The sequence below is a fragment of the Paenibacillus etheri genome (genome assembly GCF_001012825.1).
GTDB lineage: Bacteria > Bacillota > Bacilli > Paenibacillales > Paenibacillaceae > Paenibacillus_AQ > Paenibacillus_AQ etheri.
The window spans coordinates 32,635-46,637 of sequence record NZ_LCZJ02000098.1 but is presented as its reverse complement, the minus strand read 5'-3'; the positions used below and the strand labels follow the sequence as shown (position 1 = coordinate 46,637).

General features: G+C 40.7%; 11 protein-coding genes and 1 pseudogene. All 12 read right to left on the bottom strand.

Annotated elements, in window-relative coordinates; all coding sequences use genetic code 11:
* Window positions 1–1,530: a DrmE family protein gene (locus UQ64_RS29315; protein ID WP_060626957.1), complete on the bottom strand. Its 1,530-nt coding sequence runs from the start codon at window positions 1,528–1,530 to the stop codon at window positions 1–3.
* Window positions 1,527–2,510: a hypothetical protein gene (locus tag UQ64_RS29310; protein WP_060626956.1), complete on the bottom strand. Its 984-nt coding sequence runs from the start codon at window positions 2,508–2,510 to the stop codon at window positions 1,527–1,529. Before UQ64_RS29310 ends, UQ64_RS29315 begins: the two co-directional genes overlap by 4 nt.
* A 251-nt stretch (window positions 2,511–2,761) precedes the next feature.
* Window positions 2,762–3,055 (bottom strand): hypothetical protein, encoded by a 294-nt coding sequence (locus tag UQ64_RS31850; protein WP_209445905.1) that lies wholly within the window; start codon window positions 3,053–3,055, stop codon window positions 2,762–2,764.
* A gap of 231 nt (window positions 3,056–3,286) precedes the next feature.
* Complete coding sequence (locus UQ64_RS31845) at window positions 3,287–3,580, bottom strand: hypothetical protein (protein WP_060626954.1); 294 nt, start codon at window positions 3,578–3,580, stop codon at window positions 3,287–3,289.
* A 309-nt stretch (window positions 3,581–3,889) separates the two neighbouring features.
* A pseudogene (gene tnpA / locus UQ64_RS30550) lies at window positions 3,890–4,362 on the bottom strand (IS200/IS605 family transposase).
* 198 nt (window positions 4,363–4,560) lie between these two features.
* Window positions 4,561–5,271: a hypothetical protein gene (locus tag UQ64_RS29295; protein WP_060626953.1), complete on the bottom strand. Its 711-nt coding sequence runs from the start codon at window positions 5,269–5,271 to the stop codon at window positions 4,561–4,563.
* The gene (locus tag UQ64_RS29290; RefSeq protein WP_060626952.1) at window positions 5,268–7,004 is read right to left on the bottom strand and encodes a DEAD/DEAH box helicase family protein; all 1,737 of its coding nucleotides are present in this window, start codon (window positions 7,002–7,004) and stop codon (window positions 5,268–5,270) included. The genes UQ64_RS29295 and UQ64_RS29290 overlap by 4 nt, the downstream gene beginning before the upstream one ends.
* Window positions 7,001–9,538, bottom strand: a complete 2,538-nt coding sequence (locus UQ64_RS29285) for an ATP-binding protein (RefSeq protein WP_060626951.1) — start codon at window positions 9,536–9,538, stop codon at window positions 7,001–7,003. The genes UQ64_RS29290 and UQ64_RS29285 overlap by 4 nt, the downstream gene beginning before the upstream one ends.
* Entirely contained in the window at window positions 9,535–10,635 is a 1,101-nt protein-coding gene (locus UQ64_RS29280) for a DNA cytosine methyltransferase (protein WP_076104171.1), read from the bottom strand. The genes UQ64_RS29285 and UQ64_RS29280 overlap by 4 nt, the downstream gene beginning before the upstream one ends.
* A gap of 205 nt (window positions 10,636–10,840) precedes the next feature.
* The gene (locus UQ64_RS29275; RefSeq protein WP_060626949.1) at window positions 10,841–11,269 is read right to left on the bottom strand and encodes a very short patch repair endonuclease; all 429 of its coding nucleotides are present in this window, start codon (window positions 11,267–11,269) and stop codon (window positions 10,841–10,843) included.
* An 83-nt stretch (window positions 11,270–11,352) separates the two neighbouring features.
* On the bottom strand, window positions 11,353–12,441 hold the full coding sequence (locus UQ64_RS29270) for a hypothetical protein (RefSeq protein WP_060626948.1): 1,089 nt from the start codon (window positions 12,439–12,441) through the stop codon (window positions 11,353–11,355).
* A complete protein-coding gene (locus tag UQ64_RS29265) occupies window positions 12,419–13,570 on the bottom strand; it encodes a DNA cytosine methyltransferase (RefSeq protein WP_060626947.1) in 1,152 nt (383 codons plus the stop codon). Before UQ64_RS29265 ends, UQ64_RS29270 begins: the two co-directional genes overlap by 23 nt.
* Between the last annotated feature and the right edge of the window lie 433 nt (window positions 13,571–14,003).

Here is a 14,003-nt window from a genome sequence, read left to right as displayed (position 1 = left end):
TTACTGTCCCCCCAAATGGTTGAAATCAATTAATGCTCTTAACTGGTGAGGCTCAACCTGGAAAACATTTTGACTTATGTATTCGATCTTATATGCCGTAAATGTTGCATCTTCAGAATCTGGCAAATGAAAGGTCATTTTTTGTTCAAGTTCCAATTTCCCAAGGTTCGATTTCTTAATTTCTTGAATCAGTAATTTTCGTATAACCATTCCAGCCCTATGATGCGCACGAAATAAGTCTTCTGCTTCCTTCCACAACTTTTCTGCATGATCTTCAAATTTAACAAGTTTCATGAGGGCTAAAAAATCATTATATTCCCTCGGCTTAATATTATCGTCTGAAGCCCAGTTTCTAAGGTTTATCTTATTTACCCGGGTTCCCCCATGCTTCCGGAGGTAGAAACAGATTTTTTCCGCCGGGTATTTAGCCGTATATTTGCGCAGCCTTTTTTTCCAGACATAATGACGGTGGCGCATTTTTTCAGCACGGTTTCCGATAAATTCATCAGCTTTGATCTGTATATAATCACGCCCAGTACCAGTTCTTATAAGTAAGTAACTGTCTGTATCCAATTCATTAACAGAACATTTTAATATCGGTTCCTTTGACTGCATTGATATCGTCCATATATTTTTTATTGAATGATCCTCAAAAAATATGCCTTTAGCATCTGCCAAACCAATTAATTTCGCACTGACATATTCCGTTGCAGTAAGGGCAGGCCTGTTTGCTATACTTTTTTCGATTTTTTTGTAATCAATAATTTGATCACTGACTTCTATTAATTCCCGGTAATCAATATCATTTGTATTTCTCATGTGTATATTGCATCCCTGTAGCAAGGATGAAATTGGGGAATGGGATTTTGTGAAATATTCCATTCTCGGTGTGTGGTATGACTGCCAGTCATACAGAATAATTTCAATACTCGAGGAGCGCGGGCAGTGAAATAGATAATCTGGATACCAGTAGGTTGGCCCCAAAATAATAAGTCTGTCAAAGAAAAAGCTCTTTTTTAATTTTGAAGGCGTAACCACTGAAAAAGACTTGTCCCATAAAAAAGTACGCTTTAATACTTCTTCTACTGCATTCAAATCATTGGCAGTTTTTAAAACCAAACCAGTGGAACGTTTATCTTTAAAATTTTCACGTAAAAAATCCAATACAGGTTTCTCCGGAGAGTTACGTAAAGCTTCATAAGTCTCCAGCACGGTATCAATATCCTTTTTCAAATCCTGGTACATCAGCTGACATTGTCGTGACAACCTGTTCAAATCCTTACTATTTATCAATTCGCTGTGCGCGGAGAAAGGAAGAGGACTAGCAGAGAGTATAAATCTGAATTTACGAAAATGTGTTAGTAAATCATTCAGAAGAATGTCGCCCTCATCCTGATTTAGAATTTGATACTCAAGCTTTTTTAACGATAAAGAATATTCAGCAAGCGGTTTTGAAGACACTTCATGAAATCGCAAGTTATAATTACTTGCCAGCTCAAATAATTTGCTCACGCTGGATAGAGTATTCATCTTGTCTCCTCCCAATATAACAATTCAATACCGCCGGGCATTGCCTCAAGGTCCAATTTTGAAAAGGGTGTCCTATTACTTTGAATATATTTATTGTTGATTTCCTCAACTGCAAACTCAAATTGAGGCTCGGAACGGTCAAGAACCACAATGGAGTTTGTATACTGAAAATCTTCTTTCCAATTTAAAAAACCATTGGAGCCTGAGTATATAATTATAGAAGTAGAGGTCAGATTTAAGTCAGGTTCATTTTTTCTCGCAAGTGAGGAAACAAATTGTGATTGATACGGGTCAACGCTGTGCTGAAACTGTCTAACCCGCAGTAAATCATTTAATGAACCTTTAATCATTTGATTATCTTCATAAATTGCAAACATTCTTGTTGTAATCTCACTCTCAAGCTGTTCCTTTCCACCTACAAAACAAATTCTGGTTTTAGGCTGCTTGAGTAAAGCTTGCGAGTGCACTCCAAAAATAGAATCTGTTAAGCGAGATTCTACAGTCATAGCTCGTCCCTTTTGGTTATTCGGTAAACGTTGGTTTTCATTCGGATTTAGTTGTATTTCCAATGCATTTTCCTTTGATATATACTCCGTTAAGCCACCTGCTTTTGTTGATTGTGTTTGTATGAGCAGCCTTTGCTCCCCTTGATAATCAGTAACACCTAGAAAAACCGCTTTTAATATCCGCTTGTTTTTCCTGTACCAGACAGGAGTATATTTCTCAAGCGAGGATAAACTTTGAAAATGAACTTCTAGCAAATCATCGGCAGAACTCTTTATGAATACTGAAGACAAGATTCCAACACCAATAAAAGGAGCGATATATTCCTTCGCTGGCAATGTCAAGGCAGCAGTCCATCTTTTACTCCCTGTATTTCTCAAAGCAAGTTCTTTCCCAAGATTAATAAAAAAAGTAGACCAATCTGGAATTAGAAACCAGCCACCAGTATCTTCTTTATAATACATCTCTAGCTCCATTTCCCTCCACCTCTCACATTTCCTTGGATTATCTTAGAGAGGAGTACAACTTATCATACATAATCAAAAGAGCGAGTGATTTCATAGATGCTTAATAGTTCCTATCGTCGTTCGCCCTTTCTGTGGTTTTTTTACATTTAATGGATTATATTCGATAAAACTAAATTATTTCCTCCTAAAATTCACCTGGGAAAACACAATAAAAGTAGATTCGAATATTATTGTAATTAACAGTAAGAAGTTCTACAGCGTTATGAAACCAGTGAATCGCACACGGCATGGGAGGGCGTTCGCAGATAACGGAAAAACAGCACCGACATCCGGCCTGAAAACTGCAAGGAGACAAGTTGTAGGAGTCCCATTGCAATGCACATGCACATCACGAATCCCTCGATAGCTTGAATAGTTTTCTGGATGCGCTGACGGTCTTGTTCGTTCGTTACCGCTTCGAGGGGATGCGTTCCCTCTTTTCTCAAATATCGGTTCAGCTTCGGCATCGACTTGCTCCAGAAGCGGTAACCGAAGTCATGGGTGACCTGCTTCATTTCCCGAAACGCACATCGGTTTTGAAGCGATAGCTGTACAAGCGGATGATATGTCGGTAGCTGTTAGGCCCAAATCCGTACTGACCAAAACGGAGTAGTGGCCCTCATGTACCACCAGCACGAAACGTAATTCCTGATACAAGCGCTGGCCCCAAAACAGATCCATGCACAGAAACTGAATCGGCCGCTCGAGTCACGAATATCCCCTTTAATTTGACTGACTTTCCTTTTTTAGTTGTCGGTTTCGTCTCGTTTTTTTTGCAGGGGGACGTTCGTAGGCAACCACGTTGATTTGGCTTTGGTCACCAGGTGCATGCGGGTTTCGGAAGCAAGATGGCACGCATTCGGCCGTTCCAAGGCCGGAACCGACAAGAAGTATCGATCCAAAAGCAGCAGCGCTTGACCGAAACCTTTCGCGGCTTCGAAGCCCTGTTCAATCATCTGAACGACATGGGAAGGTGTTTGTACTTCGCATTTGGACTTCTTCCAGCCCAGAATGGTTTGGACGCCGTCTTGTAGATTCATGAACTAGGGCAAGCAGAACCACTTTTGGGAATCGCCGACCAGGATTCCGATGGCGCCGAACTCCATTTATCGTATACCTGATACATAAGACTCTTCCTTCATACTTTTAGATAATTACTCCTATATTTCTACATAATCAAATCAAATACCTTTCTTTTTTGTCGATAAATCAGGACCACCCGTCCAACGGGTGGTTTGCTCTTGGGGTATAACCCCTTGTTGCCAAACTGCGCCTAAAGACGCTAGCCTGACAGCAGTTCTGTTCAGGCTCAGTGTAATTTATCATTTTCACTTACCCGTTAAACGGGTTTATTTCTTTTTGTTCCTTTTGTCGCTAAATGGATCTACGTACTCTTTTACACTCAGCTTATCTATGGCTTGGTCATGTGCTTCTTGTTCACGTATATATTAGGCTACGGTGGCCTCATTCAGACCTACAGTGCTTACATAGTATCCTTCTGCCCAAAATTTCCGATTTCCGTATTTATACTTGAACTGGGCATGCTTTTCGAATATCATGAGCGAACTTTTTCCCTTTAAATATCCCATGAATGTTGAGACCGCAATTTTCGGTGGGATCGCACCAGCATGTGAACATGATCGGGCATCATGTGGCCCTCTAGAATTTCAACTCCCTTGTACTTACATAGACGTATGAAAATTTCGATTAGATCTTTCCTCACTTGATTATAAATTTCTTTCCGTCTATACTTCGGGGTGAACACGATATGGTATTTGCACATCCACTTCGTGTGAGCTAGACTATAGCTCTTGTTTGCCATCTTTGATCATTCCATTCCATTGAGCCTGAACATCTCAATTCTATCGGAATGGTCTTGGTGGTCAAACCCTCGTTCCCTCCACCCGCATAGCGGGTGGTTTTTTGTTTCGCGCGTTTCACGCACTCAACTGGCTAAAGCCATAATAAAAATACACCCTAAATCCGGGTGTATTTCGCGTCTAAATGCTAGTTATAATGATTATAATGAAATGAAAACCTCAATCCCGCCCTCAGAAAACACTTGAAATTCCCGCCCGTCTAAATGTATTTTCGGCTCAGAACTCATGTTCTCCACCCCAGAAACCACTATATAAGTTCCCTGCTTAACTTGATTATCCAAATTGCTTTTGGACACAATAATAAATCTGACTTTATCTTTATATTGCTCATAAACGCCGGGAGAAACCGGGTATAATGGTATTCCTGTAACCTTCTCATAAGCATAAGCAGTTTCCCTAATGTCTTCAGTAATAACAACCACTTCGCATGCAGTATTTGCTACGTTCAATAATTTATCTTTTATTTCAATTGCAGCTAATTCATCCATCTTTAAAAGCGTCCCGTAACCATGCGCCGGCTCCTTTACTATAGCCAGATGCTTTTTACCATCTATAAAAAACCATTCAACATACGGCAGGTTAGCCATCACAGTCTCGGGCTGGTTCCGGCTTGATCCGGAGCCTCCAAGAACACTATCTACATGAGCAGCTGATGAAGAACAGAGTTTATTCCATATTTTTTCAAGTTCACTAAAGGGCCTTGTTTTAAGTTTGCCCGCCGAGGTCATTAATTCGATCCTCTTAGCTCTTTTGTCTATCCCGGTAAGCGTAATGTTAGCACCAGCCTTAATACTTTCCAGTTCTAACCCGATCATCTTCTCAATATCATTGATGACTTCATCAAATGTCATTTTCGTCCTCCCCGTAATTCCGGCGGAAATTTAAGTATGCTTGTATCCTCGCCCGCTCCTTCTACCGCAGCCACATCCTCAAGCCATTGTCTTAAAAAGGACTCCGTTTGCGGATCCTCACCGCCTGCTTTTCTGAATGTCACTTTATGCGGCAGGCTAATTCTTACCGGATTCCCCGGAGCCGGCCCATCTTCAGCGAGGCCATCTTTCAAATTAATGCCTGCTGCAAATCTGCGTATATCAGATACGAAATCAAGAACAATAACTTTCTCCTTATTTTTTGACAACCTTAAACCTCTGCCCAGCTGCTGAATAAATATTCTCCGGCTGTGGGTCACTCTCTGAAATACAATAATGTTCACATCCGGCACGTCAACACCCTCGTTTAAAATATCAACTGCACATAAAACATCAATTACACCGTCTTGAAAGTCGCAGAGTATACGGTTACGTTCTGCAGGATCCATTAAACGGCCGGCAGTAGTCTGTGAATATATTGCCGACGCGTTACAGAAACCGAGTGAATTAATACGGTCTCTCATTGTAGCTGCATGATCTATCGTACCGCAGAAAACAATTGCCCTTGGTTTACTTTGTTCCTGCCACACCCTTTTCAGCTCAAATACAACAGCATCGTCCCACTCAGTGATAAACAGAGTCCTGTTAATATGCCGCGGCGAAAAATTCCTTCCTTTTAATTCTCCTAGAGCTTCCCAGTTTATATTGTCAGTATACATTCTGTAATCGACATCAGATAAAAAGCCGTTACGTAAACCGGTAACAATATCCACACTAACAAGAGGTTCACCAAAATATTCTGAAAGATCAACATCATCCGGACGCCACGGTGTTGCTGTCAACCCAAGAAGAAATGGTCCGCATTCCGTACCAGCCAGAGTCTCTTGTAATACGGCGTTATACATTTGTCCCCCAACATGGTGGCATTCATCTATAATAATGAGATCAAAAAACGGCAGTTCTTTCCCTCTCTGGACATAATCAGCAACTGTATTTAAACATGCGAAAACGGCATTACTTTTTTCAAGACGCTCTTCGCCAGGCTGCTCATATCCGTTCCATACCGTTGTTTCCTGTTCCTTAGACAGAAACGGCCAGAAAGCTTTCTCTATCTGATAAACAAGCTCATTCGTATGGGCTATTACAAGAAATTTCAGTGGAGATATTGCGTTAATCCGCCTGACAGATTCACATGCAACAAAAGTCTTACCTAGTCCTGTAGCCATCACAATCAGGGCCTTTTTATTCTTTTCGTTAAATGTTTGTATTGCAGATCGAATGGCCTCCTCCTGATACTCACGCGGATTTCTGTTAAGTACGGGCATTTCCGGAAGTTTTTCCGCCCTGGTGATAAGCACCTTTGTATCCCACAGCTGTAGCGGAATTCCTCTGCTCATCAGAGTTCTTTGATGCTCCTTCAGCCTTTCATCAAATCCGTTTAAAGCTACAATTACTGGAACCTGAGCTCTGTAAATTCTCATAGCCTCCAGCGTCTGGTCAGCAACATCAACACCAACCCTGTTTTTCCAGTGTTTCATTTGGAACAGCCACCGTTTACCAGCCCGGTGCGCTAGAACATCAGCCCCGCGGTCACCGGATTGACCCACTAGCCTTATGCCTTCAAATCCTTCATGTGCCAGTAAACGTGAGACTACTCTTTCAAATGCCTGCCATGTGCCGGACTTTAAAATTATTTCACTGATGAAAGTACTCACTTTATCACCTTTTGCTGGAGAAACTCCAATGACAGTCTTGTTTTTTGAGAGATTCCTGTCTCAGTTGAACGATATTTAATATAGTTCACCATATCATTTAAACAGTTAAGATAAATATTCCTGATCCTTATTTGCGCTTTGTGTAATATTGTATCGTTTAATTCCGCCGGACTTGAGTATGCAACTTCCCATATCCCTCCATCGAAAAATACATGCGGATACTTTTTAAAAATATCAGTAATAACTGCCTCATCAATATACAATAGAAATAAACCGGTCTCCTTCATCTCTCCAAGCCGGCTGATATCAGCATTTTGATTAAGCATGTTATCAACCATTGCTCTTTTCTGTTCTTCGTCCATCTCGTCAAATATATCGGTGGCTGTTTCTTTTAAAAGCTCCGGAAGTTTCTCTTTTAACTGGATAAAGAATCTATAAACTTCTTCCCGGATTTTGTCCGGGCTATCCTCAAGTTTATCAGACCATCGGCTGTTTAGAATCTGCCATTCAATTGTTGAGAGGGCGTGTCTTCCGTGATATTGTTTTCCGGAAAGTCTCCGGTTCATATCATAAATGTAAAGTGCAACTTCAGCAGCTATCATCTGTTCAGGCCGGATCTGGAACGATTTAAACAATTTGTGGGTTTTGTCCAGGTAGACATCTATTTCTTCTTCCTTAAAAACAATCAGCGGAATCCCGTCAGTTTGCTGAATTGACTTTATCGGTAATTGAGTAATAAAAACATTTACATTCACAGGTGAACTATAAACACCGTCAGCCAGCATAATTGAACAGCCTGGTATAGATAAATCATCAGATTTGTTGGCATTCTGTGAGAGGAATTCCTTTGAAAGAGTATTCTCAGTGCCTTTCTTCTCACTGCATGATGTACAGCTCTTTTCAGCAGCCCTGTTTTTGGTACCGCAAACATGGCAGGTCCATGGTTCTTCAATTTTTGGCACCTGGGACATGCCACACTCCGGGCAAGAATACGCTGACTTGGGGATCTCATGTTTACAATCCGGATTAATACATGGCTTCCCTATTAATATGTAGCCGCAAACATTGCATGTATCATGTTCCTTCAAATTCTGCGCGCTGCATTCCGGACAATCAACCAATTCTTCAAGCGGCGGGGAATCAGCTTGTTCTACCAGCTTCCACCATTCTGAATCATCATAGTATCCGGGCAATTTCTCTAAGAATTTTTGATAATATTCTTTTTCTACATCCCTTGATATACGCTTAGGTTCATTGGAATCCCTATCCCAATATCCCATATATAAGTCGGCCTTCCCCGGCTTTCTGACTCTGCGGTACCCCTGATACAGTTTGTAGATATAGCTTTTGTTTTGATCCGCACCCGGCTGACTAGGCTGCAATGAGCTCTCCCCTCTTAAATAAGAGATGGCACGTTGCCATTCAGAGCTGCTGCGCTGAAAATCCTGTTTTAGAAAGTCTACCGGGACATGGTTTAGATGTACTTCACCTGATATTCTTCCGAATGGCCCGTCAATAGGATAATCCATAATTGTTTTCTTAAATTCATCTACAAATTCAAAAAAAGCTGTTTTTTCAGCTATCCGGATCGCCCTGCCATTCCTGATTAAATCAATTCCGTATTCAGTGCTGTCGTCGAATCTTTGGATACCGACCCAGCCTTTCACCTTTTCCTCAACACTCCGGATGTTTGAAGATTTACATGATGGACATTCAATCATTTCATCCGGAATTAAAGCTGTACAATTACCGCATCTTCTCTGCACCCCAATAATATGGTCGAAGTCATATCTGGCATGAATCTGTCCATGCCCTTTCCGTTCAACATATCTGTTAGAGCCCCAGACACAATGCTCAAATGCTTCGCAGGGTTCTCCGTTTACCATTATTCTGATTTCCCGCTTGGATAATACTGTGGCATAGCGCCGGCCGAGCTCAGAACGCACTTTTGGAAGTCCGTAATGAATGAGACGTTTGACAAACTGGCTGTTTGCATTTCCCTCAGGCCACCATTGGCTTATTTCAATAACTGTCCCGTGACTAATTCCCCTTGGTTTATCAACGGGATTTACAGGCAGCTGATAATTTTTAGACTGATTAATACTTTCAAGATCAATTACCACCTCTATAGCCTGCTCTTCATTTTCCCGGACTGTCAGCAGCCTGGTTACTCTGCCGAACTTACCTGTAGAAATATTAAAACCCATACCAAATAACCCGAGACTATCATATGAATTATTACCGGAGAATCCCGCCCTGATTGACTTTTCAGCCATTTCAGCCGTCATGCCCGGTCCGTTGTCACGGATACGTATTATTCCGGTATTTTTATTAAGATCTGAATTTCTTGGCAGCTCAATGGAAATTAGAGGATTTTCTATCCTTATACCTGTGAGTCTGGCAGCCTGAAATGAATCTATCGCATTATCAATTAATTCGCATAATGCATCTAATGGAAGCATTGGGGTATGAGTCAGAGCTATCAGCACTTTGGGATCTGGTGTAAAATCAAAAAACTTAACTGTTGGCGTCATCTAGGTTCCTCCTCTATCATTCTTCTGATCGCAACCGCCATTGCATGAGCCAGTTTTACAGGTACACCGTTACTAATTGTTTTGAATTTATATGTTAGAGGCATTTCCGCAGGCAATATGTACGTATCAGGAACACTTTGAATCCGGAGAGCTTCCCGGACTGTCAGCCTTCTCGGTTGTGTCGGATGCAAATGAACCTCATTATGCCCATAAGCTGCAGTGGGGCTATAGCGCCAGCGGTGCAGCCGTTTAAAACTTTTCCGTGATACGTCACCTTCATGTATAACATGATATTTATCGCTCATAGGCCTTAGGCCTTCAAGACCATTGGGCAAAAGAGCCGTTTCATCCAGATTACATATAATTGGCCCCACCATTAATTGTTCCGGAATATTGGCAGGCTTCTCAGGAGTAATTCCAAACGGCACTTCCCGCGGCCATGCAAACCGCTGTTTTGCACCTGCAAAATGTTTATCCTCGGGCCATTGAAACCACTCATAATCCTTGGGAATATTTCTGACACCAAGTTTTTTCTTTAACCATTTCTTTTTTAACCCCACCATAAATACACGTTCCCTGTCCTGCGGTACTCCAAAATCCAGAGCATTCAAAATACGTACATCAGTCATATAGTGTTCCGAAAACTGCTTTCTCAAATCATCGAAAAATTCACGGTGCCTTGCTGTCTTAAAGAGCCCTTTCACATTTTCAAATAAAAAAAAGGTTGGCTGAAGATCCATTATTTTATCAACATAGATCTTAGAAAGAACACCATTCTCTCCGGTACGCCCTTTGTTCTTTCCTCCTATTGAAAAATCCGGGCAAGGTGGACCGCCTATTATTCCAAAAATATCAGGAACTGCAGTATTATGAAATGCTTCCCGCATAATTTGATTGGGCCCAATTCCGATAATTGATGTATTATTTATTATTCTGTGATGTTGTCCCGTCATAGAGCTAAGACCATATTCGAATCCCTTCACAAAATTGCGGTCATATTCATTAGACCAGACAGTCTTAAAGCCAGCTTGCATGAAGCCGATATCTAAAAAGCCTGCACCGCTAAAAAAGGATAACACCGGAATTTCCGGTTTCATGATTGTAAAATCTATCCGCATATTCTTGTGCTCCCTTTCATAAATCCCATATTTATTCTTCGACATTTTTTTGGGTTTTCCCTCTAATTACTATTAATACATGTTAAATACATGAATTAGATATTATTAATAATTCGATTATACAGGAACATAAGTTCTCTATCGACATTAAAATTCATGTTCTTTTATAAATAAAAAAGAGTCCCTACAGAAAGGACTCCTTTGATTTAGCCAAGTTTATAAAGTCTGTAATTTTTTCTATAGCCGTGTTAAAATCAGATCTGATTTCATGTTCCCACACACGAAGAATACTCCAGCCTTCTCCAGTGTAATAGTTACTAATATTAATATCCCTTTGTTTATTCTTCATAAGTTTTTCAATCCAGAACTCAGTATTGCTCTTAGGTATCGTTCCATGTATAGGACAGTTATGCCAAAAACACGAGTCTATGAAAATAACTGTTTTATACTTTTTTATAACAATATCCGGTTTCCCAGGCATACCTTTAACATTTTTCCTGAAGCGTAACCCTTTTGCCCAAACTGCTCTTGTAACCAAATTTTCCAGCATTGACACAGAGCGGATTGCCCTCATATTTTCACTTCGTTTTTCCTTGCTTATTTTGTCAGCCATAATATCACTTCCATCATGATGGATATGGATCCAAACTTAAACCCGGGAAAACTTTACTGAGTATTTACATTGCTTGTTCAATATCAAGCTAACTGGACCAGAATTGGCTCCATGTAACTATCCAGGAATTCTTCTGTAACACCTTTAATATTACGCCGTTTAAAAAGGGCATACATCTCTTCAACTGCGCTGTAAGGAAAGAACCTTGCATTTAGTGACTGAAACTGCGGGCGTGATGCTTCTCTAAAAACCTTCTCCCTGTCCTCGTCCGGTGCAATGATAACATAACGGGTAGGAAACGGCGGAAGTGCATCCTGTAACCCCTTCATACGGGTTAAGCCGCTCGTCACGCCTGTACTATGCTCAACTTCCATTACCGCTGGCATTAGTCTGCCATTTTTAAACCAGATACAATCAATAAGTAAAGCCGCTTTTTGAGCTTCATTAAAAGACGACATCAAATTTTCTTCTCTTCTCAATGATCCAATTACGCCTTCCATTTCACCAAGCTTCTGATTTTTATATATTATTCCTTTATCGTTCTGGGCAACCCATGTTTTAAAGCCAAGGTGCTGCCCGATTTCTATAAGTGCAATTTGCATTTGGGAGTGTCTGCGTTTCAGTTCTATGTCTAGTCCGGGACTATGATATTCATCCGGAAGAACTAGAGCATCATAAACAATCTCAGTACTTGGTACCTCCGAGATAACCATCTCAACTTCTGCTTTTACCAGCATATTGGGAGCATGAGGGTGATCCGGACACCACATCAAGTGTTTATGACCAGGTTTGATCTTATTTTTTGAACTAATACTCTCTATGCGTCCAGGATAACAATAATAAAATTGCGGTGTATGCACCAGTAGAGCTTCTAGAGCAGACCGGGTATTGTAGCTGCCGCCAAATATCCTGTCTACATTTATCGGATGATCTGGCATTAAGGCATTAGCTAGTCTCCAAATCATTGGAACAGATATAGACTGAACTTTCGCCTTTTCCCAAGTTTCACCTTTGTTAGGCCTAATTCTTTGAATTTTAATCGGCCCTTGCGGTCTTACAATATTAATGATCTTAACCAAAGTTGGTGTTTTGCTATTAATATAATTAAAAATACCATCCCTTGGTAACATACCAATTTCATGTACAAGATTAGCTGCGGTTAGCTTCTCCATACTCTCCCACCTTCAAAAAATCCAGAATAGTTACAGCAATTCCTTTAGATGCTTCATAAGGAACCCCATTACCTACTGTTTTGAATGCGTTGGATAACGTGATGTTTTGAGGTAATTGAAATTCCTTTGGTAAACTTTGCAGTGCCAATGCTTCAGCAACAGATAATCTGCGGGCTTTATAGGGATGAAGGTGTACTTCATTATTACCGTAAGCCACAGTCGGAGAAGGTCTCCATCTATGCAGCCGCTTATAAGACTTCTTCAAATCATCCCCTTCCGGAATGGTTAAAAACCTGGCCAATCCAGCCTGTGGGGTAAAATGCTGGTGGGCATTAGGATGATTCCCGACATCATTTTTCTCAAACCAGAAATCAACGGTTAATTCTTCACTGATGCCGGCTGGTCTTTCACGTTTTCCATTCTCAGCGAACGGTTCCATTCCCGGCCATGGCATTGCATTAATTTCTTCAATGTGATATTTAAGATGATCTTCCCATGGGAACACATCAGTGAGTGTCTGACCTGCTTCTAACTCAATCCCGAGCTTATTCAACAAGCTTTTCTTAAAGCCGATTAATATAATACGTTCCCTGAGTTGAGGTGCACCATATTCAATGGAATTAATTAACCGTTCAGTTGTAACATAGTCGTGGGAATGTAGCTTATCTTTCATCAGTTCATAGAAAGCCCTATGTTTTTTGGTACGCCATAACCCTTTAACATTCTCAAATAAAAAAAAGTCAGGGGATTGTTTACAAATTAAGTCAATATAAGTTGCAGACAGCTTCCCATTCTCCCCTTCATGCCCTTTGTTCTTACCGCCTACTGAAAAGTCGGGGCATGGAGGTCCGCCAATGAATCCAACAAGCCGATCCTCACTTTTGGTTTGGTTAATCAATTTTGACAAGAGCTCACTTTTAGGATTACGCTCAAACTCGGTGATATCTCCTAAGTGATACCCGTACTCCGGCTGTGACATCCCCATGTGATTACGGGAATACTGATATGTCTCCATAAATGGCAGATGATATTCGTTCACAAATGCAACATTAAATCCACTTTTTTCAAAGCCAAGATCCAAAAATCCCGCTCCCGAAAAAAATGAAAAAATAGTTGGTGCTTTATTCATTATTGTTACCCTGCCTCAATCAAATTTTAACCTTAATAAAAACTAATGTTCGTATATTTATAATAACAAAATAGAACAGCGTTAACCAGCATGAATAAGTTACGCTGTTCTATAGAGCTTTTCCACCTGTTGTATTACTATCAAAGTACCAAAAAAGATAACTGCACATTTTAGGAGTAACGCCCATTATTGTATTTCAATCGCTTACGCTAAGCTAAGCTCACCTCACCTATAATATAATCCAGGAAGGTCTTTATCGGAATAATTTCCACTATCCTGTTCCCGCTACTCACCAGCTTTTTATATCGGCACAGGTATCATCAGATTATCAGAATAACGTACTGGGCAACTCCCGCCAATTATCTCTAAAATCACCTGTAGTACACGCAACTCCTAATCTGTATGTTGATTACCCCATATCAAATTCATTACT

Excerpts from the sequence above, each read along its gene's own strand:
- UQ64_RS29285 (WP_060626951.1), bottom strand. The coding sequence starts at position 9,538 with ATGACGCCAACAGTTAAGTTTTTTGATTTTACACCAGATCCCAAAGTG.
- UQ64_RS29265 (WP_060626947.1), bottom strand. The coding sequence starts at position 13,570 with ATGAATAAAGCACCAACTATTTTTTCATTTTTTTCGGGAGCGGGATTT.
- UQ64_RS29275 (WP_060626949.1), bottom strand. The coding sequence starts at position 11,269 with ATGGCTGACAAAATAAGCAAGGAAAAACGAAGTGAAAATATGAGGGCA.
- UQ64_RS29295 (WP_060626953.1), bottom strand. The coding sequence starts at position 5,271 with ATGACATTTGATGAAGTCATCAATGATATTGAGAAGATGATCGGGTTA.
- UQ64_RS31850 (WP_209445905.1), bottom strand. The coding sequence starts at position 3,055 with ATGAAGCAGGTCACCCATGACTTCGGTTACCGCTTCTGGAGCAAGTCG.
- UQ64_RS29280 (WP_076104171.1), bottom strand. The coding sequence starts at position 10,635 with ATGAAACCGGAAATTCCGGTGTTATCCTTTTTTAGCGGTGCAGGCTTT.
- UQ64_RS29315 (WP_060626957.1), bottom strand. The coding sequence starts at position 1,530 with ATGAATACTCTATCCAGCGTGAGCAAATTATTTGAGCTGGCAAGTAAT.
- UQ64_RS31845 (WP_060626954.1), bottom strand. The coding sequence starts at position 3,580 with ATGAATCTACAAGACGGCGTCCAAACCATTCTGGGCTGGAAGAAGTCC.
- UQ64_RS29270 (WP_060626948.1), bottom strand. The coding sequence starts at position 12,441 with ATGGAGAAGCTAACCGCAGCTAATCTTGTACATGAAATTGGTATGTTA.
- UQ64_RS29310 (WP_060626956.1), bottom strand. The coding sequence starts at position 2,510 with ATGGAGCTAGAGATGTATTATAAAGAAGATACTGGTGGCTGGTTTCTA.